At 40.5% G+C, this 21923-nt stretch carries 21 protein-coding genes; 4 read left to right on the top strand and 17 right to left on the bottom strand.

Annotation, left to right across the window (positions count from 1 at the left end; all coding sequences use genetic code 11):
- Positions 1–16: 16 nt before the first annotated feature.
- From B9N65_RS06940 to pyrE, 17 genes are all read right to left on the bottom strand, one after another.
- On the bottom strand, positions 17–526 hold the full coding sequence (locus tag B9N65_RS06940; protein WP_087583342.1) for a hypothetical protein: 510 nt from the start codon (positions 524–526) through the stop codon (positions 17–19).
- Positions 523–1476 (bottom strand): hypothetical protein, encoded by a 954-nt coding sequence (locus B9N65_RS06945; protein ID WP_087583343.1) that lies wholly within the window; start codon positions 1474–1476, stop codon positions 523–525. The genes B9N65_RS06940 and B9N65_RS06945 overlap by 4 nt, the downstream gene beginning before the upstream one ends.
- Complete coding sequence (locus B9N65_RS06950; RefSeq protein ID WP_087583344.1) at positions 1473–2141, bottom strand: ABC transporter ATP-binding protein; 669 nt, start codon at positions 2139–2141, stop codon at positions 1473–1475. Before B9N65_RS06950 ends, B9N65_RS06945 begins: the two co-directional genes overlap by 4 nt.
- Positions 2138–3247: an ABC transporter permease gene (locus B9N65_RS06955; protein ID WP_087583345.1), complete on the bottom strand. Its 1110-nt coding sequence runs from the start codon at positions 3245–3247 to the stop codon at positions 2138–2140. The genes B9N65_RS06950 and B9N65_RS06955 overlap by 4 nt, the downstream gene beginning before the upstream one ends.
- Positions 3237–3422, bottom strand: a complete 186-nt coding sequence (locus tag B9N65_RS06960; RefSeq protein WP_021084005.1) for a hypothetical protein — start codon at positions 3420–3422, stop codon at positions 3237–3239. Before B9N65_RS06960 ends, B9N65_RS06955 begins: the two co-directional genes overlap by 11 nt.
- Position 3423: 1 nt before the next feature.
- The gene (locus B9N65_RS06965; RefSeq protein ID WP_087583346.1) at positions 3424–3882 is read right to left on the bottom strand and encodes a nitrous oxide reductase accessory protein NosL; all 459 of its coding nucleotides are present in this window, start codon (positions 3880–3882) and stop codon (positions 3424–3426) included.
- Positions 3879–4418, bottom strand: coding sequence for a hypothetical protein (locus tag B9N65_RS06970; RefSeq protein WP_087583347.1), 540 nt, complete (start codon positions 4416–4418; stop codon positions 3879–3881). Before B9N65_RS06970 ends, B9N65_RS06965 begins: the two co-directional genes overlap by 4 nt.
- A complete protein-coding gene (locus B9N65_RS06975; protein ID WP_087583348.1) occupies positions 4418–5239 on the bottom strand; it encodes an SEL1-like repeat protein in 822 nt (273 codons plus the stop codon). Before B9N65_RS06975 ends, B9N65_RS06970 begins: the two co-directional genes overlap by 1 nt.
- An 8-nt stretch (positions 5240–5247) precedes the next feature.
- On the bottom strand, positions 5248–7866 hold the full coding sequence (ccsA, locus tag B9N65_RS06980) for a cytochrome c biogenesis protein (protein WP_087583349.1): 2619 nt from the start codon (positions 7864–7866) through the stop codon (positions 5248–5250).
- A 16-nt stretch (positions 7867–7882) separates the two neighbouring features.
- The gene (gene nrfD, locus B9N65_RS06985; protein ID WP_087583350.1) at positions 7883–8812 is read right to left on the bottom strand and encodes an NrfD/PsrC family molybdoenzyme membrane anchor subunit; all 930 of its coding nucleotides are present in this window, start codon (positions 8810–8812) and stop codon (positions 7883–7885) included.
- Between the two features lies 1 nt (position 8813).
- On the bottom strand, positions 8814–9485 hold the full coding sequence (locus B9N65_RS06990) for a 4Fe-4S dicluster domain-containing protein (RefSeq protein ID WP_035143353.1): 672 nt from the start codon (positions 9483–9485) through the stop codon (positions 8814–8816).
- Positions 9486–9504: 19 nt separating this feature from the next.
- Entirely contained in the window at positions 9505–10263 is a 759-nt protein-coding gene (locus tag B9N65_RS06995) for an FKBP-type peptidyl-prolyl cis-trans isomerase (RefSeq protein WP_087583351.1), read from the bottom strand.
- A gap of 44 nt (positions 10264–10307) precedes the next feature.
- On the bottom strand, positions 10308–12374 hold the full coding sequence (locus tag B9N65_RS07000) for a cytochrome c (RefSeq protein ID WP_009295151.1): 2067 nt from the start codon (positions 12372–12374) through the stop codon (positions 10308–10310).
- 95 nt (positions 12375–12469) lie between these two features.
- Positions 12470–13897, bottom strand: a complete 1428-nt coding sequence (locus B9N65_RS07005; RefSeq protein ID WP_021088824.1) for an ATP-binding protein — start codon at positions 13895–13897, stop codon at positions 12470–12472.
- A complete protein-coding gene (locus B9N65_RS07010) occupies positions 13887–14576 on the bottom strand; it encodes a response regulator transcription factor (RefSeq protein ID WP_021088843.1) in 690 nt (229 codons plus the stop codon). The genes B9N65_RS07005 and B9N65_RS07010 overlap by 11 nt, the downstream gene beginning before the upstream one ends.
- A 168-nt stretch (positions 14577–14744) precedes the next feature.
- Complete coding sequence (locus tag B9N65_RS07015; RefSeq protein WP_374220073.1) at positions 14745–16457, bottom strand: methyl-accepting chemotaxis protein; 1713 nt, start codon at positions 16455–16457, stop codon at positions 14745–14747.
- Between the two features lie 185 nt (positions 16458–16642).
- Positions 16643–17251, bottom strand: coding sequence for an orotate phosphoribosyltransferase (gene pyrE, locus B9N65_RS07020; protein WP_087583353.1), 609 nt, complete (start codon positions 17249–17251; stop codon positions 16643–16645).
- Positions 17252–17369: 118 nt separating this feature from the next.
- Here pyrE and B9N65_RS07025 point away from each other — a divergent pair, with 118 nt between their 5' ends.
- The 4 genes from B9N65_RS07025 (at position 17370) to flgE (ending at position 21899) form a co-directional block, all read left to right on the top strand.
- Positions 17370–18737: a Na+/H+ antiporter NhaC family protein gene (locus B9N65_RS07025; RefSeq protein WP_087583354.1), complete on the top strand. Its 1368-nt coding sequence runs from the start codon at positions 17370–17372 to the stop codon at positions 18735–18737.
- A 38-nt stretch (positions 18738–18775) separates the two neighbouring features.
- Positions 18776–19066, top strand: coding sequence for a hypothetical protein (locus tag B9N65_RS07030; RefSeq protein WP_021088839.1), 291 nt, complete (start codon positions 18776–18778; stop codon positions 19064–19066).
- Complete coding sequence (locus tag B9N65_RS07035; RefSeq protein ID WP_087583355.1) at positions 19066–19338, top strand: type II toxin-antitoxin system RelE family toxin; 273 nt, start codon at positions 19066–19068, stop codon at positions 19336–19338. Before B9N65_RS07030 ends, B9N65_RS07035 begins: the two co-directional genes overlap by 1 nt.
- Before the next feature lie 116 nt (positions 19339–19454).
- Positions 19455–21899 carry a flagellar hook protein FlgE gene (gene flgE, locus B9N65_RS07040; protein WP_087583356.1) on the top strand — a complete coding sequence of 815 codons (2445 nt, stop codon included), beginning with the start codon at positions 19455–19457 and terminating at the stop codon, positions 21897–21899.
- Positions 21900–21923 lie beyond the last annotated feature (24 nt).

Consider the following 21923-nt stretch of genomic DNA (forward strand, 5'->3'; position numbering starts at 1 on the left):
TTAGAGCTTCATAAATTTATATCCTATTTTCTGAAAGTAGGATGTTTATATATGGATTTAGCAGCGTTTCGCCGCGTGCTGCATAGAGCAAGACCTCTTTAAAGTAGTTGTCGTTTATGCCGTAAGTGTGAAACTCATACGCCCCTATGCCGTATCCCATCGGCGTGATATCGACCCTTGAGTACCAGGCATTTTGCGCTGGGATGTAGCGGTTTGTATCTCTTGAATAGACATATAGCTTGATCTTATCTTTGCTCTTTTGCGCCATATACCAGATGAAAGAATTTGTGATGTCGTTAAAAAAGTAGATGTCGCCATTTGGCATGATCGCCTGAGCTGTATCGTTGTTATCAGCGATGAGCGTCCTGCTCTCATAACATATAAATTTATTTGGCGTAAGCTGCTCTATGGGCTCAAATTTGCCGTTATTTAGGACTAAAATTTTATCATCGCTTATGTCGGCATTATAGGCGAGCACGGCTAAGACTAGAGCTAACAAACAAAGAGAAAAAATTTGCTTTATCAAAGTAAAAATCCTCTTAACAAATAGTATTTGAGCACGTAAAGCGAGCAGATCAGCACGCAAACACTTAGCCAGATCGATGAAAATTTAAGCTTGTGCGAGTAGTTTGTCTTTGTGATGATCTCCACAAGATATGGCATAAGGCCGTAAAAAATGCCCAAAAACAAACTGCCCCAGATAAGGTAGCCAACGTAAAAATAGTCGCTTCTTAGCATGCAGTATGGGCACTTGTGATTTGGCTGCTCATAAACGTAAAGCCCAAAAAAGTAGGTGATAGCGTAGTAGCTAAGCACTAAAAATAGCAAATTTGCCACAAAACTTGCCATGCTTTGCTTTAAGAAATTTAGCACCAAAATGACAAAAAATAGCACGAAAAAGGCGCTTACTAAGCCAAAATTTGTATAGCCAAATGGCAACTTTGGAGCTTGAAAAGTGACCGAGCAGCAAAAGACTGGCACTTTTAGCGGGATGTTATAAAAAAACGAAATTTCTATGCCAAGCTCGACTAATATCATCACAAAAAGGCAGATGAAAATGGCATATTTTTTCTTTAGATATGGGAAATTTAGAGCCTGCAAGTCAAGTTTGTTTATAACCAGCCAGATACCAAGCCCAAATATCAGCAAAATTTTAGTGAGCATCAAGATGCCGCCAAATTTATTTGAGCCGATCACACCAGCCGAGCACATAGCCCCTGGCACGATGTCAGAGAGCTCGTTTAGACAAAGTGCAAAAAATATAAACAAAACGATCTTTGTGCAGACGCTAAAGAGCAAGATCGTATTTACAAGGTAGTTTTGCTTTTCAAGTGAGTATTGAAGCGATGTTAGCGCGTTATAGTCCCACGACTTCATGATCCTGACGACGTAAAATAGCGAAATGCTCATCAAAACTAACAGCACAAACTCCGCTAACAAAAAGGCGATAACGGCGTTTGATAAAAATACGCTCATACTATCTCTCCGTTTTGCAAGCTAACTACCCTATCTGTGGCGCCCAGCTCGTCAAAAATGCTATCGTGAGTGGCAACTATAACGCTTTTTTTAAGCGCTTTAAATGACTCAAGTAGGCCTAAAAATGCACACGCATTTTGCCTATCTAAATTTGCCGTTGGCTCATCAGCCAAAATGATATCCGCATCCATTGACAAAGCCCTAGCCACCGCACATCTTTGGCGTTCGCCACCGCTTAAATTTGATACATTTTCATCTCTTTTGTGTGAGATATTTGCGAGCTCAAGAGCCTTTTTTATCATCTCTTCGCGCACATTTGCCTTGAAATTTGTTAGAGCAAACGGAGCTAACAAATTTTCATAGACGCTTAAGCCCTCTATGAGGTTAAAATTTTGAAAAACAAGCCCAAGCCTTTTGTGCCTAAACTCGGAGCAAAATACGTCAGGCAGCTTTGCGATGTTGGTGCCGTCTATCAAAATCTCCCCGCTAGTTGGCTTTTGAAGTAGGGCGATGAGCGAGAGCAGGGTGCTTTTACCACTTCCGCTAACGCCTTTTAGTATCACTAACTCGCCGTTATTAACGTCTAAATTTATATTTTTTAGAGCGCAAAACTCGTTTTGTTTGCCTTGGTTATAGACTAGGCTAACGCCTCTTATATTTATCATTTTAGCCCCTCATTTATGTCGCCACACGCCACACGCCACGACGGGATAAGGACAAATGCCAAAAATGGTATGACGCCAAAGACAAAGATCAAAAAGAGCTTATCAAACTCCAAAATAGGCGTGAAATTTGTAAAATTTAAAAGCTCGTCGCCTAAAAATATCCCCTTTAAAAATGGAGCATTAAAAATAAATACAAAGATATAAGCTAACATAACACCAAGCAAAAAGGCGCTAACGCTAACGATGAAATTTTGTATAAATTTTAAAAAAATGATCTCTTTTATACTAAAGCCAATACTTCGCAAAATGGCTATCTCACGCTTTTTACTGCCATAAGCAAGTGAAATTTGGTTTTTAAGCAGCACGAAAAAAATGAGCATAACGCTAACATAAATGCTCATAAAAATTCCGCCCTTATAGTAGTAAAGATGCCTAATGTTTGCCACCTCATCTTCTATGCTAATGGCAAATGAATTTGGATATAAATTCTCTATCTTTAAAGCCACTTGGCTGATCTCTTCGCTATTTGGCACATCGACATAGAGCTTTGTGTATTCTTCATCTTTTAAATTTAAGATAGCCCTTAGCGTTTTTGGATGCAAAAATATCGCGTTATTTGAGATAAGAGCGCTTTGTTTTGGCATGGTTTTTACTATCTTTACTGGTATCATGCGCTCTTCTGTTAAGAAGTTAAAGCTCTCATCGTAGTAAAGCTCGTTCATAGCAGCTTTTACGCCCTCTCCAACGATCATCTCATCTTCTTTCAAGCTATCATCCTCATATAGATGAAACCAGACGCGTTTTTGCACGAAGTAGTACTCCCCATCAACCACACCCCTAACGTCAGCCACGCCATCGATCTTTGAGATGTCGTAGATGTAGCCAGGGTGCATGAGGTCGTTTTTGCCAGCACGAAAGGCGCTAACAACGATGCTTGATCTATCTTTTACTAAGCTTATGAGATCATGCTGGATCGAGCTAGAGATGAAAAGCACCGAGCTTAGCACAAAGATAATGAGCGCAAAGAGGCAAAAGCTAAAGAGATGATCCTTTTTGTCTTTAAAAAGCAATATCACGGCGTAGTTTATGAAATTTCTACTTATCATAGACAAAGCCTTTTTGCTCTTTTAGGCTAAAGCTAGAAGCTAAATTTGCCCTTGTTATCTTTGAAATTTCTCTTAGCTCATCTTGCTTTGCTTTGTGATCAAAGCTAAGGTAGTGCGCCGCTAAAAGCGTGTATGAGAGTCCAAAAAATAACGCCAAAAATGCTAGAAATTTCACTTTATTTACCGATAAATGTCTTTATCTCGTCAAATTTTATGACACCTTTGCCAGCGTGATCTTTCATAAAGCTATTTGCCTTTGCTTCGTCTTTAAACGGGATAAACTCCTCACCCATCGGTCCAAAAACGTTTGAGCCATGAACGTAAAACGCCTCTTTTGCATCAAGCTTTTCAAGCGTGTAATAATCACTCACATAAGCCTCTTTCGCCACCTCATCTGCAAAGTAAAAGTGCGCCATATCTTTTACACCATCAAAGTAATAATCCTTGCCACCAGCCTTGATAAGCGTCGCCCACTGCTTGTTTTTTATAGGCATGCCACACACTGCACATCTTGCATCCTTTGGTAGCTCGATGCGCTCTTTTGCCCCTTTATAGGCGTTTATGTTTACCTCACTCGTCAAATTTCCAGCCCACAAGGCAAAAACTGCACTAAGCAACAAAGCTATAAATTTCATCTTATCTCCTTTAGTTTCTCTTTTTCTAACTCGCCCTTTTCATAGAGCTTTTTTAACATCTCATCATCAAATTCTATCTCGTAATAGCCCTTTACAAACTCGCTAAATTTATCAAACTCATCAAAGGCATAGCCAAGTAGCCAGCGTCCGCCGTTATTGCCACCGACTAAATTTTGATGCTCCGTCCCGTCATACCAGATAAAAAAGGTCGTTTGCTCTATCTCATCTGGCAAGAAGTAAGAGCGAAATTTAGCAGCCTCGCCACTATAAATTTGCTCTATTACGCTTTTGTCTGCCATGCTTAGCGCATTTAGCTCATTTTCATGGTCAAACCCTCTAACAAGCACCGCCTCACGCGTAAATATCACATCGAGTAGATCGCCCTGCCCGTTATCTACCACGTATCTTAGGCTATTTTCATCCTCTTTTTTAGAAATGAGCCTTAGATACTCTTCATCTGGCTCTAAAAAGGCGCTATCAAGTAGATAAAGCGCCTCTAGGCTTGCCTCTTTATTGCCCCAGTTTTTAAAACTCATCAATTCTTTCCTAAAATTTCTAAATTCTCGCACGCCTCTTTTAAGCCATTTTTGCAGCTTTTAGTGAAAATTTCACGTGCTTTTTCTACGTCTTCTTTCACGCCTTTGCCCTCAGCTAGCATGATAGCGTAGTTGTTACAGCCCTTTTCATAGGCGTATATGCACGCTTGCTCGTAAAGTTTTGTCGCTTTTGTAAGATTTTGATCAACCCCTTGCCCATAAACATATAAAAATCCAAGATTGTCACACCCTATGCCAGCTTCGTTTGCGCAGGCCATTTCGTAGTATGCTTTAGCTTTTGCGTAGTCTTTCTCGGTGCCCTCGCCCTGAGCATATAAGTAGCCAAGGTTGCTACATCCCATGCCGTCCCCTGCTTTGCAAGCCTTCTCGTAAAGCTCTTTTGCCTTTTTTAGGTCTTTTCTCACGCCAGTGCCATTTGCATAAAGCAAGCCAAGCTCCGTGCAGCCCTCGTTGTCACTGCATGCTTTTTCATAAAATTTAACTGCTTTTGCTAGGTCTTTTTCTACGCCTTTGCCCTTTTCATAGACGTAGCCAAGGTTGCCACAAGCCATAGAGAAATTTTGATCGCAAGCCTTTTCATAGAGCATCGCCGCCTTTGCCTCGTCCTTTTTGACGTTGCCGTCACCCCTGCTGTAAAGCACAGCTAGGTTGTAGCAGCCTGATGCCTTTTTCTCTTTGTCGCAAGCATCTTCATAAATTTGCGCTAGTTTGTTATGATCATCTTTTGCGTTTAAAGCCTCTTTGATGTAGCCAGCATTTAAAACGCATAAACTAGCAGCCAGTAAAACCAAACTCTTCATCATATCTCCTAAACTACTTTTATATCTCTGCCGCGGTAGGCTAGGGCGATCAGCAAGGCAAGAGCTGCTAAGATCAAGTATATCAGCCCAGAAACGCCAAAACTCTCGCCATTTGCGTATGAGTGAAGTCCGCTAAGGTAGAAATTTACTCCAAAATATGTAAAAAGCACCGAGGCAAATGATAGCACGCTAGCCGTTAAAAAGGCAAAAACGCCCCTTAGCTTTGGTATAAACCTTAAATGAAGCACTATGGCATAGACGATGATCGTTATGTATGACCAGCTCTCTTTGCTGTCCCAGCCCCAGTATCTGCCCCAGCTCTCATTTGCCCAGACACCGCCTAAGAAATTCCCTATAGTTAGCAAGCTAAGTCCTATGATAAGGCTTAGCTCATCAGTGGCGGCTAGGTATCTTATCTGCTCGCTAAGCTTTTGCTCATTTTTGTCATTTTTTAGAGCCATTAATATAAGTCCCACAAGTCCCAGCACAAAGCCAAAGCCCAAAAAGCCGTAGCTTGCGGTGATGACGCTTACGTGCACGCTAAGCCAAAATGACTTTAAAACTGGGACTAAATTTGTTATCTGTGGGTTTATAAAATTTAGATGAGCAACGAGCAAGCTCACACTTGCAAAAAGCGAAGCAGCGCCAAGAGCGAAGCTTTGATGCTTGAAAAATAGCACTCCAGCTAGCACGCTTATAAGCGAGATATAAACTAAACTCTCATAAGCATCGCTCCAAGGCGCGTGACCTGAGATGTAAGCGCGTAGGGCTAAATTTAGAGCATGCACTATAAATGCAGTAAAAAACGCAAGGCTAAGCGCTCTTTCAAATCTAAATTTCCTCCCAAAAAATAGCCTATAAAAGCCAAGAGCGAGCGAAGCAAGAGCTAGGATCATGTAAAAATAGATAAGAAATTTAAATATCTCCATTTGGTTATAAAGCACTTCAAGCTCCACCTTTGCCTCGCTTGGCGCAAGAGAGCCTAGAGTGCTTCTTTGATAGTTTGAAATTTGCTCCAAGCATTTATTGGCGCTCGCGCACTCGCCACTTTTTACGCAAAGGCTTAAATTTTCTATATAAGCTCCTAAAACGCTTTTAAACTCATTTGAAATTTCATCTTTGCTAAAGGCTTCATTTACACCTAGCCACGTGATCGCTTTGCCATTTTTAGCAGGGATGAATTTTAAAATTTCGCCCTTTAGCGCAAGGTATAAGACATTTAGCCTCTCGTCAAATTTAATGACATCGCTATCAAATTTATCTCTTTTTGAGGCAGATTTTTCATTTGCAGCCTCTACAAATTTAGCCAGCTTATACTCGCCATTTTCGTTAAAAACGTCATTAAAGCTAGCAAATTTCTCACTAACGCCAAGAAGCTCGCCCACGCGCTCACTCGTGATCTTTACTATCTTTTTATCCATCCACTCTTGTGGCGAGATGGCAAAAGAGAGCATCAGCTCATCGCTACTAAGCCCAAAGAGTGTGGTTTTGGTTGAAATTTTGCTTATTACTGCCCTTGTGTAAGAGCTAGCTGGGGCGATCCTGCTATCAGTTTGAACTAAAATTTTGGCAAATTTATCTGCGTGAGCTTTAAAATTTATGGCTTCATCGCTTGCGAAATTTGGCGTAGCATTTAGTAAAAGCAGGGTTAAAAATGCAAACTGTGTGCCTTTTATGAAGTTACAAAGTCTAAAAAATCGGCTCTTTTTGCTAAATAAATTTCCCACAAAGCCAAGGCAAAGCAGAAAATATCCGATGTAAGTTGGCACTTTGCCAGGATCAAAGCTGATCTCAAAGGCGCTTCCAAGCTCGTCAGCATCGTATGATGACTGAAAAATTTTATAGCCCATGATGCTAAGTGGGTGATTTAGTGAAATTTCATGCTCGCTACCTGCGATATTTACCCTGCTTGTGTAAGATGATGGGCTATTTAGCCCTGCGTAGCGCTCTAGGATAAATTTATCAAGCCTTAGTGAAAATGGTAAATTTATCACTCGTGAGCTAAAGTAAAATTTTGCCTCTTGCCCATCAAAGCTCAAAATGCTTGGCTCAAGATCGTATCCAGCGCCACCTTTTAGCTTGGCGGTTTTACTCTTTTGTCCAGCAAAGCCAGCCTCTATGCTAAGCGTGGCTGGAGCATTTTTCTCATCCTTTTTGTAGCCAACTATCTTTATAATAAATTCTTTGCCGTTTATATTTTTTTTAAAGCCAAAGTCGTTTTTGCCAAGCAGGCTAAGTTTTAGTGGATATTCAAAACTTTCATTTGAAATTTGCACTCTTAAATAGGGCTTTGTGCTTTGCATAGAGTTGCCACTCTCGCCCACTCTTAAGTGCATAACGCCCTCTTCGCCAAAGTATCTTGTAAGCGCAGCACCGATGAAGATCAGAATAAAAGCAAGATGTATCAAAAATGCGCCAAATTTCTTATACATCTTGGTTTTTACGATGCTAATGGCTAAACAAATAACACAAACTGCCATGACGCACTCGTACCAGAGCGCTTCATAAACAAGCACTCTAGCCGTCTGTGTGTCATAAAAATTTTCCAAAAAGGTCGCCACCCCTGCACCAAAAGCAAGGATAAATAATAATATTAAAGACAAGCGATAAATGTTTAAAATTTTCATCACTTGCCCTTAAGCCTTAAATGCTATAAGTCTGTCCTGCATAAAGTATAAAAACCCTAAGCAATAAAACGCCAACGACTGCTGCAAATGAGCCAAGGTAGAAGCTAAATTTCATCTTGCCAAGTGCGAAATTTAAAACAAGAGGCAAGACAAAGCCAACTAAAACAACCCCAAGCCAAAAGAATTTAGCCCAAACGCCACTATAAAATGCAACTGCTGCGCCTTGTTGATAGCTTGAGCCAAGCAAAAGCGATACAAAAAGCATTAAAATGAGTAAAATTTCAGCGCATAATACGTAAAACTCCACGCCATGAAGCGAGCTAAGGTCGCTTGAGTGTGGATCTTCTTTGAAAAATAGTGCCGCTATCAAGCTGCTACCACTTATGCCAGCACTAAGTCCTGAAGCTATGAAAAGCGCTGGTAAAACGGCGGTGTTTAAAAGTGGAAATCTAATGAGCACCGAGATCAAAAAGCCTGTATATGCGCAAATGATAACCGCAAAAAGCAGGCAAAGCGCGCTTAAGAGCGGATAAAGTGGCGATAAAATTTTCATAACGCCATCAAAAAAGCCACAAAATGACTTTAACTCCGCATTAAAAGCGTATAGACACATCAAAAAGCTAAGCGGTATAAACACGCAAAGCGCGGCTACACCGATAGACATAACCGATGTGAAGTTGTAATTAATTAAAATTTTCCAAAACAAAAGTGGCTTTTCAAGGTCAGCTATCAAGCAAACCATGCCAAGCATGATGCTAACGAATGCCAAAAGCGAAGCAGCCTTGAAAAATGGACTAAAGCCATCTTGCCTTTTGTAGCGCTTTAGAACTATGGCAGCGATCAATGCTCCGCCACTCATACCAGCTAGCAGAAGATAAACAGCGATCGGCCAGCCCCACTCAACTGCGTGCGAAAATGTCGCAGTGAAATTTAATGCACCATCCATCTTACACCCCCGCTTTTACTTTAGGAATATATCTAAGGCTTGGTTTTGTGCCAAGTTCTGCTCTTAGCCTTATGCTATCTTTGACAGCTAAAAGCTGGCTAATGTGCGAGCTCTCATCGTTTAAATCGCCAAATACCAAAGCCTCATATCTGCACGCCTCAACGCAGGCTGGGTCTTTTTTATCCTTTAAATTTGTATCTATGCAGAAGTTACAGCTTTGGGCTGAGTGACTAAACTTATCGATATATCTCACGTCGTAAGGACAGGCTACGATGCAGTATTTACAGGCGATGCAGTCATCTATGTTTGTAGTTTGGATGCCAGTTTTTATATCCTTGTGACAGGCTTTTGTTGGGCAAACAGCCACACAAGGCGCATCCTCACACTGCTGACAAGATACTCTTACATATCTTTTATCGAGCAAATTCTTTGGATCAGTCTTATCCTCTACAAAAAGTCTCATCTGCCCTTTTGGGACTAAATTTACTTTTCTACATGCCACTTCGCAGTCCGTGCAGCCAACGCATTTGTTTTGGTCAAATATCATGCCAAAATGTGGTTTTTTCGCACTCTCTTCACTCTTAAAAGCAAAACCACTACTTGCCACGCTAGCACCAGCAGCCACAACTGCCATGCGTTTAAAAAAGGCTCTTCTGCTATTTTGATTTTGCATTTTTAACTCCATTTATGCCTTAATGAGGCTTTTTAATACCCTCATTTTGCTCTTTTTCATGAATTTTTCTTGCTGCCTCAGCTAGTTCGCCAGGCTTTAAGACCTTAATAAGCTCTATCTCAAAAACGATAGTCTCGCCTCCAGGTATCCCCTCCATGCCGCTATCGCCGTATGCAAGCTCAGGCGGGATGACAAATTTAAACTTCTCGCCCTCTTTCATAAGCATAAGTCCCTCTTCAAGACCAGGGATCAAATTTAGCATCGAAAGATGAGCTGGAGCCTCTTTTGTCTCGTCAAAGACCTTGCCACCTGCAAAGCTTGCTTTATAATTTACTATGATGATGCTCTCAGGTTTTGGAGTAGCCCCTTTTGAGCCACCTTTTATGATCTCATATTGTAAATTTGATTTTGTTGTTTTTACATTTTTGTTTTTTGCATTTTTTTCCATATAGGCTTTGCCTTGGGCTAAATTCTCTTTTAGCTTGGCAGCCTCTTTTTCTTTTACTATCTTATCTAAGCTTTCAGCCCTTTTGTTTAGTAGCTTTGCTATCTCATCATCACTTAGTTTTAGCTCGCTCTTTAGCGCATCGCTAAAGCCTTTTATCACTGCATCAGCGTCATAGCCAACACCTAGTTGCTTTTGATCTAGCAGTCCTTTTAAAACATATCCGCCACTTGTTGCGCCTATGGCATAAGAGTCGTTTGTATCGACATTTGCTAAGAGGCTAGCCACGCTTAGGCTAAGAAGTAGCGAACATTTTAAAAACCCATTTTTCATTTCAAACCCTTAAGATTAAAGGGGCTAAAACTAGCCCCTAAATGCTATAAATTTTTGTTTAGAATTCTCTGAGCTTCTTTTATATACTCTTTAGATGCATCTAGTCTTTGTTTAGTAAATTTAAATCCGTGCATACCCCACGAACCATCTTTTTCGACCATATCGATGATCTCTTGAGCGTTTTGAACAAGCTCATAAACTCTTGCTTTATCACTTGGATCTAGCTTTTTAGTCTCTAGTAGTGAGTAAATTCCCTCAATGCCTATTTTGACCTCTGAGAATTCATTTTTAACTGGAGTTTGCCATCCCATAACCTCATCATAAACTTGTTTTTGGTTTTTGAAGTGAAGTGTTGGTTTTAGCTCAGATAGCACTGGGCTATGGCAGCCTTTATTATCTTTCATATCTTTATCAGCCCAAGATGTTCTAGCGCATGCCCACATCAAATCAACATAGTTGTGGCCATTTTTATCTCTCTCAAAGTGCCAATCTTTAGCATCTCTTGGACCTTTAGCAGCGTCGCCTGGGACAAGAGATTTCTCTTTTGGATCGACCATGATCTTCCAGATGTGAGAGCGTCTTTGAGTATCAAAGCCAGCGTTGTCTTGGAACTGAACAGCGTAGAAATTCTCGCAGCTCATCATAAATGGCATGTGGCAAGATGCACAAGTGTTGTTTTTGTGAGTATCTGCCTTTGATGCGATATATGCTTGAGTTTCGTGACAATCTTTACAATCTTTTTTGATCTTTGGTTTAGTGTAGAACGCACTTAGATAGCCTTGATCTGGGTTGTAATTCATACCAGTTACGCTCTTATCGCCTACAACGTTACCTGTGTTGTCGTGTGGATCGTGGCAGGTGACGCATCTCATACCTTTATCGTAGTGAGCGGTAAAGTATGATTGTGAGCCCTCAGAACCACATCCTGGTCCCATTGATTTAAATTTAGAGCTTAGTGAGAGATCAAGCTTGCCGTTATTGAGTGGGTTAGCTCGCATTAGATCTGGGCTAAAGTTAAATCTTTGGTGACAGCGTTCGCAGTTTGATGTTCTAAAATTTGTAGCTCCATCAAGGTGACCGCCAGCTCCGTGGCACTCCTCACAGCTTACGCCTTTTGAGATAGTGTGTTTTTGAAGCTCTTTGGCATTACCAAGTGCTGCGTAAAATTCTGCTTTTGACTTAAAGTCAAATTTAACTGGGTGGCAAACCTCACAATATGATGAGTTTGCTTGGAAAAACATCGACTTTTTATGTTTTGCGGCGTATGAGGCAAGACCTCTGACATATCCGCCATTATCGCCATACTCTTCAAGCGTGCCAGGAAATTCTGGGACAAGCTCTTTTATCTTTTTAACAGTTGCGTCGTCTAAATTTAACGCCCATGTTCTTTGCCATTGGTTACCGCCAGCTACGATCTGACCTGTGCCATCTCTTAGCAAACCGCCCTCAACGTAGTAAGTACCACGAAGTAGCCATGCATCAACGTATCCCATCTTAGTTCTTAAGTGACCAACGGTTGCGTAGATGACATCTGGAGTGATACCTTTTGGAAGGATAGAAGCGGTATCTTTGTCAAATACTGGCTCAGTTAGGTTGTTATTAACCTCTGGGTGCTCGCCAGGGAAGCGCATAGTAGTTGCGTGGCGAGATCTGCTCCAGACCTCATACTGAGCTGGGTGACACTCACCGCACTTTTCTGGACCTACAAATTTATTAGGAAATTGAAGTGATGAAGTGGCTGGAATTCTATACATCATAGAACTATAGCCCTTACCGCCATCTCTTTTACTAAGCTTTGACATATCAAAGCCATGTCCCTCGGCAAGCCATTCTAAGCCACGGTCATGAACGACCATTTTGCCGACGGTTTTGCCACCATACTTTGTAAAAATAGGGTGGTTTTTAAATAGCCAGTTATACATCTCTTGCTCTTCTACGACGTAGTCTTGCAAGGAGACAACACCTCTACTTTGCAGTGTGCCTTTAGGATTTGCGATAACATCACGTGCTTTATCGGACATCTGCATATTATGCTCTTCGCAACAGGCTTGTGAAGCAAAGATACTAACACCCATGAGTAAGCCTGCTAAGGCTTTGTGTAAGTTTCTCACGTCTCCTCCTTTGAATTTTTATCCTAAAATCAAAATGATTTCATACTGATAATCTTAACACCAAAAAAGGGCAGAAAAGGGGGAAAATTAACAAATTATAAATTTTCAAAACTAATTGTAAATGCAACGTGGTTTTCATCCACATTTTTAGCAAAGATTAAGGCGTTGTTTTTGCGAGCGATAAGACGGCTCATATATAGCCCAAGCCCACTACCGCTCTCTTTTGTGCTAAAGTGTGGCTCAAAGATAACCTTTAAAAATGAATTTTTTATCGCTCCTGCGTTATTTTGCACGCATAAATTCTTGCGATCATCTTTTAAAAAGGCGCTTATCTTTATCACTCTTGGCTTTGTGTAGCTCTGCTTAAATGCGTCTTTGGCGTTGTTTATGATGTTTATTAAAATTTGGATTATCTCATTAAAATTTGCAAATAGTTCAAAATTTTCTCTCACGTCAAGCTGCACTTCGATCTGATACTTTTTAAGCGTTGCGTTTAAAATTTTTATCGTTTGATTTATCACTTCAAGCACTTTAAACTCTTTTCTCAAGGTATTTGGACTAAAGAAATTTTTAAAGTCATCAACGGTTTCTGACATGAAATTTATCTGCTTGCTTGTCTCTTCTATAAATTCATAAATTTTCGCCTCATCAAGCTTTTTTCTCTCTTGATAAAGCTCTAAATTTATCAAAGCCGAGCTTATCTGAGCGAGTGGTTGCTTCCACTGGTGCGAGATATTGCCTATCATCTCGCCCATAGAGGCTAGGCGGCTTTGATGTATCATTAGCTGCTCAGTCTGCCTTTTGCTCTCCTCTCCTCGCCTATGCATCTTATAAACAAGTAGCAAAAATAGCCCAAAGATAAGCGTTATAGCGCTCATTATGACGATGACCTCTTGCAAGTGGTAGGTAAAAATGGCGCGGATTGGTATCTTAAACGAGATCATCGCGACCGTTTCGTTCACGTCTGGGATCTCTATGCCCTCCATGCCGTATTTTTCTAGCATTTGTTGTGGGGCATTTGCGCTGCTATGACAGGCTAGACAGCTTGGACTTTGGTTTTTTATAGGCAGACCCACAAAGAGCTGTGAGCCATTTTCATCTTTTATTATCTTTACAAATTCTTTAAATTTATTCTCTTTAAAGCCATGCAAGACGCCAGCTTCAAATTCATTTGGCTGGTGGGCTTTATTTAGCGGAGCGATAGCAACTAGCTTGTAGTCAAATTCAAGGTTGTATTTTTTCTTTTGGATGTTGTAAATTTCACGGCTTATATATGAAGATGATAGAAGTCTCTCGTCAAAAAAGTCCTCTTTTAAGATGCCCTGCTCTTTTAACTGCTCGATTAGCGGGCGCTGAACTCCAGCGATATACTCTCTTACAGAATTTATGCCCTCCAAAACATAATACGCCTCTTTTTTGGCGTCTTTCATCGCAAGATCGTTGTAAAAATTTAAAACAAGCGCTGAGACTAGCAGATAGACAAAGATAAAAGCACCGACAATTAGCTGAAATTTATATCTCACAAAGATAGCCCACGCCGTATAAATTTTTGATCACATCTTTACCAAGCTTTCTTCTAAGCTCCTTTACGATCGTCTTTATCGCCTCTTTTGTCGGCTGCTCGTAGTCCCAGATGTAGTCAAAAATTTGCTCATAAGTGATAGTTTTGTTTTTGTTGTTTAAAAAGTACTCCAAAAGCTTGCTCTCGCTCTTGCTTAGATGAGAAATTTCACCATTTACATAAAGCACTTTTTTGCCAAAATCATACTCAAGCTCGTCATTTAGCCTGATAGTTGGTGTGCGTCCCACAAGCTCCATAGCCACATCTTCAAGCGCTTTTATGAAAGATTTTTTATCGTATGGTTTTGCAAGATATCTTGTGATCTTTAGCTCAACTGCTCGCCACAGATACTCTTGCTCAACGTGGCTTGATAAGATCACGATAGGGATTTTTTGATTGATAGCTCTTACTTTTTTAGCGATCTCAAGACCATCGATATTTGGCACGCTGATATCAAGCACTAGCGCGTCATACGCCCCACTCATTGCAAGCTCAAGCGCGTCAAAGCCGTCTGTAACGCCTTTAACCTCTGCGAAAAAGAGCTCCAACGAGGCGCAGATATTTCGCAAAATCGCCTCTTCGTCCTCTAGGCAAAGGACCTTTTTGTTTGATAAAACATCTAAAATATCATACTCTTGCATACGTCATCTCATCTCTTAAGCCAAAATGCCGACTTAAATAACACAAAATAAAAATTATTTCATAAATTTACATCATGATCGTAAGCTTAAAGTAAAAAATCGGCTCGATACTTAAGCGATAAATTTAAAAGAGAAAGTTAAATTTAGCCAAAGATTTGGCTAAATTTATCAGGTTCTAAATTTTGAAAGGCTAGTGTTTAGATTATCAGTCATCTTTGAAAGATGAGCAGCTGCGAGTGAGATTTCATCCATGCTTTTTGAGTTTTGTTTTGAAATTTCATCGATATTTACGATGCCTTTTATCAGCTCTTCGACCTTATTTCCAGTCTCTATATAATCCCTCGTAGAGGTCTCATTTAAGCTAACAGTCTCGTTCATTAGCAGATTCATATTTTCTATTTTTTCATTTATCTGGGCTGATTTTTTGCAAAGCTCGCCAGCTTTTTTGGCATTATCGCCGATGGTATGGCTTGAGTTTGAGATCGCTTCAACGATTAAATTTATAGTTGCATTTATCTCGCTTAGGCTATTTTGCGTGCGCTCAGCTAGCTGCCTAACCTCATCAGCCACGACTGCAAAGCCACGTCCATGCTCACCTGCACGCGCTGCTTCTATGGCGGCATTTAGAGCAAGTAAATTTGTCTGATCAGCGATGTCATCGATGATATTTAAGACATCTTTTACATTTTTAGCTTGATCAGCTAGGCTTTTCATCGAGCTAGCTAGTGAAATTTCGCTATTTGCAGCCTCATCGACATTTTTGCTAAGCCCCAAAACATCGTTTGAAACTTCATTTATATATAGACAGGTTCTTTCAAGATTTTCTTTGCTCTTCTTAGCCTCTTCAAATGAGCTCTTTATCTCTTCTGACATATTTTTTGCCATGTTTGTCGTATCTGTGACGATTAGCGAAGATTTGTTGGTTAAATTTGTAGTTTGAGCTGATGTTGAAGAGAGTTGCTCGGCGATAGAAGAGTTCTCATGCGCTAGGCCTTTAACGCTCTCTATCACAGATCTTAGCTCGCTTGTTAGGTCATTTATAGAGCTTTTGATGTTTGAAATTTCATCTTTGCCACTAACTTCAAGCTTTTTAGTAAGATCGCCTCTGCCACTTTTTATCTCATCTGACATCGCGGTTAAATTTGCAACGATATTTTTTATAGGTCTGATGATCGCCCTACTTAAGATAAATAACACGATAGCTATCAAAACAACTGTGATCAGGGCGCAAGCGATGATAAATGTTTTTGTATTTTGGCTGTTTTGCTCGTTTAAAACGGCCTTTGTCTTTTCTGTCTCGTCCGCTAAGTCATCGACATATACGCCACTTCCTAGCATCCATTTATATGGCTCAAAATTTGCAGCGTAGCCAAGCTTCTCCACTGGCTCCTGCCCCTCTTTTTTCGCCCAACCAAATGTAACAAATCCGCCGCCTTGTTTAGCCTTTTCGATGAGCTCTTTTATCAGAAGTAGCCCTTTTGGATCTTTTAGTCCGATTAAGTTTTTACCCACAAGCGATGGCTTTTCAGGGTGCATCAAAACAACGCCGTCGTAGTCGTAGATGAAGATATAGCCAGTCTTGTCGCTAAAGAATTTTAGCTTTGAGACGACTCTAAAAATTTCTTTTTTTATCTCATCGTCGCTTAGCCCTTTTTCTTTGCCGCCATTATAAATTTCACGCATCATTTGATTAATCGTCTCGACATCATCTTTTAAATTTTCTTTTCTGGCATTTACCAGCTCGTCGTAGGACTTGTTGGTAAAAAACTGCGTTAGGTCGCTTGAAAATTTGCTATTTAAAAAGATGAGCAAACAGCTGACAAGTAAAACTGAAAAAACAAAAGTGAGAATTATCTTTGTAGATATTTTCATAGCACACATCCTTGCATTTTGGGATCTCCTAAAAATTGCGTGCCATTTTATACATTCAAATCTTAATTATAAATTAACTTTTAAAATTTAAGGAAAAAAAGAAATTTTGATGAGAAAATTTACTCAAAGCCCAAAATAACGAATAAGTTACAAATATTATTATTTTAAGCTTTGAGCGTAAAATTTTATAAAATTTAGTTGCCTCTGCTTCCAGGCTTAATAGCCTTGCTACCACTCTTACAAAGTGGACAGTGCTCTGGCTCGTAAATTTCAAATTCAAAATTCCCCAAAGCGAAAAATGGCTTGTCGCTTGGCAGTTTTGCATTTGGCTTTGAGTCATTGCCTAAATTTGCAACCTTACAAAAACCGCGGTTTGCAAGTGCTGCAAAGCCAACTACCTCGCCCCCAAGGCTCTCTATCACGTGGGCTGCTTCAAGTGCCGAGCCACCAGTTGTGATGATATCTTCACAAACTATAAATTTCTCGCCCTTTTTCACTTCAAAGCCGCGCCTTAAGCTCATCACCCTATCAACGCGCTCTGTAAATATAAAGCGCTTTTTCGCCGCGCGAGCTAGCTCATATCCAGCTAAAATTCCTCCAAGTGCAGGAGAACAAATGCTATCAAATTTAATGCCAAATTTCTCTATCACGCGTGCTAGCTCATCTGCTAGCTTTGCCGCAAGAGCAGGGTCTTCAAGCACCTTCGCACTTTGTAGATAAAACTGCGAGTGGTTGCCGCTACTTAGCAAAAAGTGCCCCTCTAAATACGCCCCAGCGTCCTTATAAATTTTCTCTAAATCCATCGCTTTTTCCTTTTGAAATTTGGCAAAAATCTTAACACATACCCACTTAAGCCACTCTTTTTAAAATTTAATAAGCCCCACGCTTGTATAATTCTTTCAACATACAAAAAGGACACACATGCTTCTCTTTAACCCTGTTGTTTTTAGCATTTTGGTGATGACGGTGCTATGTTTGCTGCGCTTTAACATCCTGCTTTCTATCCTCATCTCAGCCCTTGTTGCTGGGGTTATGTATAAGCATGGTTTTAGCGGATTTGAAAGTGGTTTGGCAAGTGGTTTTGAGAGCTTTTTTACGGCCCTAAAAGAGACCACGCAAAGCCTCATAAGCGGCATGCAAGGCAACCTTGAGACCTCACTTAGCTACATCTTGCTAGGTGCTCTTGCAGCTGCCATTGCAAATACAAATTTAACAGCCATTTTGATAAATGCAATGAGTAAATTTCTTAGCTCAAATAAGGTGATATTCACGCTAACCATCGCATTTATCGCTTGCTTGTCTCAAAACTTGATCCCAGTTCATATAGCTTTCATACCTATCTTGATCCCACCACTTCTTGCTCTTATGAATAAGATGGGTATAGACAGACGTGCGGTGGCTTGCGCTCTTACATTTGGTCTGCAAGCGCCTTATGTGAGCCTTAGCGTTGGCTTTGGCCTTCTTTTTCACAATATCCTTAAAAAAGAGCTAGCAAATAACGGCATAAATACAACTATCTCGGACATTTCTTCAGTTATGTGGATCGGCGGTGCGTCGATGTTGGTTGGCCTTATCATCGCTATCTTTGTCTACGGCAGAAAGAGAGTTTATAAAACATCTAAATTTGAAAAGGCCGAGCTTGATGAGATCGAGCGTGCAAAGAGCCTTGAGATGACTAAAAAAGAGTGGGCAGTCTTAGCTGGTGCGGTAGTGGCCTTTGTCGTGCAAATTTATACTTCGCTCTTGCCACTTGGCGCGCTACTTGGACTTTTGGTCATGGTAGTTTTTGGTGGAATAGAATATAAAAAAGTAGATAAGATCATGGATAATGGCCTTGCTATGATGGGCTTTATCGCATTTATCATGCTTGTTGCTGCGGGATACGGCACTATTTTAAGAGAGAGTGGCGGTATAGACGAGCTTGTAAAATACGCTAGTTTGGTATCTGGCGGCAAGATAGGTGGAGCATTTTTGATGCTACTTATCGGACTTCTTGTGACGATGGGCATAGGCACTAGCTTTGGTACAATACCTATCTTAGCCTCTATCTACGTGCCACTTTGTCTTAGTCTTGGCTTTGGCGTGCCAGCTATCATCTTGCTAGTTGGTATAGCAGCAGCTCTAGGCGACGCTGGAAGCCCAGCAAGCGACAGCACACTTGGACCAACGAGCGGTCTAAATGCTGATGGTGAGCACAACCACATATATGATACTTGTGTGCCTACGTTTGTATTTTTTAACATCCCACTAATCATCGGTGGCATCGTAGGAGCCATGATACTTGGATAAATGTGTTAAAATCATTAAAAAATTTAAAGGAAAATGCGATGCAAACAAATATTGATTATGCAAAATACGAGACGATGACACGTAAAGCATTGTTTAATTCTCTTGAAAAAGAAGAAAAAAAACTAAATTCATTGCAAGATACTTTAAAAAAACAATCAGAACTAATCCTTTATCTTAAAAAAAAGATAAAAAGTAAACTTGATGAGCCAAAAGATTATGAACTTTTAAAGTCTCCAAGCATAAAAAAACTCGATATAGAATTTAAAAAACTCTCAAAAGCAGAGCAAGAAGCACTAATAGCTGAAGTTAAAACTGAAATGGGCGTTTAGTGTATAAAATAGTCATTAAGCGCTCTGCTGACAAGCAACTAGATAAAATTTCAAAAGGTGATCTAAGAGCAGCTCTAAAAATACGTACCTTTCTAAAAGAGCTCGAAAAAGTAGAAAATCCTTTTGCAACAAATAACGCAGAAAAGATGCAAGGCTATGATGATCGCTGGCGTTGGAGAGTTGGCATACATTACCGCATAATAGGGCTTAAGCAAGATGAAATTTTAACTATTGAGATAATAGAAATTTCATCACGAGAAAAAGCATATTAAAAAATACAATCTATAAAAATTTTCAATTTTTTCTCTTTTTGCCGATATAAATTTTGGAACATCTTTTGCTTTAGAAATATCATAAAAAATTTTAAAACGAGAAAAAGGATAAGCTCATGATGAGATCACTTTGGTCTGGTGTTTCAGGCCTACAAGCCCACCAGATAGCCATGGACGTAGAAGGCAACAATATCGCAAACGTCAATACTTATGGTTTTAAATACAACCGCGCAAATTTTGCTGATATACTAAGCCAAACTCCAAGAGTTGCTACCGCTCCACAAGGTCAGCTAGGCGGTCAAAACGCTATGCAAATAGGTCTAGGAACGACTATAAACTCAACTACAAGAATTTTCTCACAAGGCACACTAACAGCCACTGATAAGCAAACCGACCTTGCTCTTCAAGGAAATGGCTTTTTTGTCGTCTCTCCAGATGGTGGAACGACAAGATACTATACAAGAAACGGCGACTTTGTTCGTGATAAAGCTGGTAACTTCGTAAATAACAGCGGTTACATCGTTCAAGGCTGGACTAGAGATGACGAGACTGGCACTATCGACTCAACAGGTCCTATAAGCAACATCGTCATCAAAGAAGGTCTTACAACTCCAGCAAGAGCGACAACAGAAGTTAAAATAAAAGGCAACCTTGACTCAGGTAACAGCATCGGTCAAAGAAGCACACCTATTTACGCACTTGACTCAGTTGCTGGCGGACGTGACTACAATAACGATGGAATTTTAAACGCCAACGAAGTTCATAACGAAAACGATACAAATAATGATGAATTTTATACAAACTCAAGAAACGAGCAAATCTTAACAGAGCGTGGCGTCGATCTTGGTGTTACATTTGACGAGCTTGGAAACGGTCTTGCACTAAGAGATGGACAAGGTATCTGGGTAAGCTACGCAAATGCTAAGACTGAGAAATTTAGCGTAGGTAGCGCTCTAGCACAAAATATCGGTCAGATCAACCCACCAGCTACGCTTGATATAACACTAAATGGACAAAACATCAAAACTCAAGCTGGCACGATGACAAGCATCAGTGACGTTGCTGCTGCTATCAACGCTCAGTACAACAAAACTGGCGTTAGAGCTGAAATTTCAGAGGGTAACAAACTAACGCTTATAAATAGAAACAACTCAGGCACAACCGAAGAGACAAAAAACATCCACTTAACAGTAAATGCTGGAAACACGGTTGGCGGTCTAGCTAGTAAAGATATCATCACAGCTTATCAATATGTCTATACAAGCTCACAAACAACAGCTGTTCACCCAAATAATGACAAGATAGCAAGACAAATAACAACAACAGAAGATCTTCGTGCTGCTATGCAAGAGGATGCTAGAAACCACGTTGATTATAACGGTGATGGTCAGATCAATGCAAATTCTGACGCACTTGATGCAGCAAAACTTGCAACTGCTGCTCACAAGGTAGCTCCAGGCACTGGTGGTGCAGCTATAACAAATCCAGCTTATGCACTAGCATATAACAACGCTTATGCAGCAGCAGCAGGCACACCTGATCAAAAACACGCAGCCGGTATCGCAGCACTTCAGGCAATTGCTGGAGATGATACAAACGACGGCGTAAAGATCACTGTAAATAAACTAGGTCAATTTCAACTAGAAAACCCTACAAACGAAATGGCTGATCAAGCCCTTTATATGACTACAACTGGTCTTACAAAACCGGCTCAAGGTACAAACAACGCAGCAGTAAATGAAAACGTTCGCTTTACAAATATCATGAAAGCACTTGATGGCGCACTAAGCCCAGGTCAAGCTCTAAGAGCGAGCGGTAAGATGATGATGTCAAGCCACGGCTCAACGGCTGAAATTTTTGACTCACTTGGCTCAAAACACACAGTTAGTATCAGATGGGCAAAGACAGGCACTACAACAGATGGTGGAACTGAGTGGAATATGATCATCCAAGTGCCAGAGCCTGCTAAGATAAACTACACAGGCGAGGGTCCAGACAACGTTGTCACTGGTTCATTGAGATTTAACTCAAATGGCTCACTAGCTAGCTTTCACCCAGCTACGATAACATTTTCAGCTAACAACGGCTCACAAAGCGGTCAAAATGTTAGTTTAAATTTTGGCTTGGGAACAGACTTTAACGGACTAACAAGCTTTGATAAAGACTCATCAACTGAGTCTATCTCACAAGATGGCTACACAGGTGGCACACTAAATGACCTAAAGATCGACGAAACTGGCACTATCATCGGTGCATTTACAAACGGACAAAGCTTTGGTCTAGCTCAAGTTGCACTTGCTAGCTTTACAAACAACGAGGGTCTTCAAAGTGAGGGCGGAAACGTCTTTTCGCAAACTGCAAACTCAGGCGAAGCAGTCATCGGCGCAGCAGGCACTGGCGATAAAGGAACGATCGCAGCTTCAAAACTAGAAGCTAGTAACGTCGATCTAAGCCGTGCGCTAACAGATCTTATCGTCATCCAAAGAGGCTTTCAAGCAAACTCAAAAACGATCACAACAAGTGATGAGATGTTAAACACACTTCTTCAACTAAAACAATAATCACAAAGGGGGCGCTCGCTCCCT

Origin of the sequence: Campylobacter concisus (assembly GCF_002165815.1) — a bacterium.
In the GTDB taxonomy this organism is placed as follows: domain Bacteria; phylum Campylobacterota; class Campylobacteria; order Campylobacterales; family Campylobacteraceae; genus Campylobacter_A; species Campylobacter_A concisus_BH.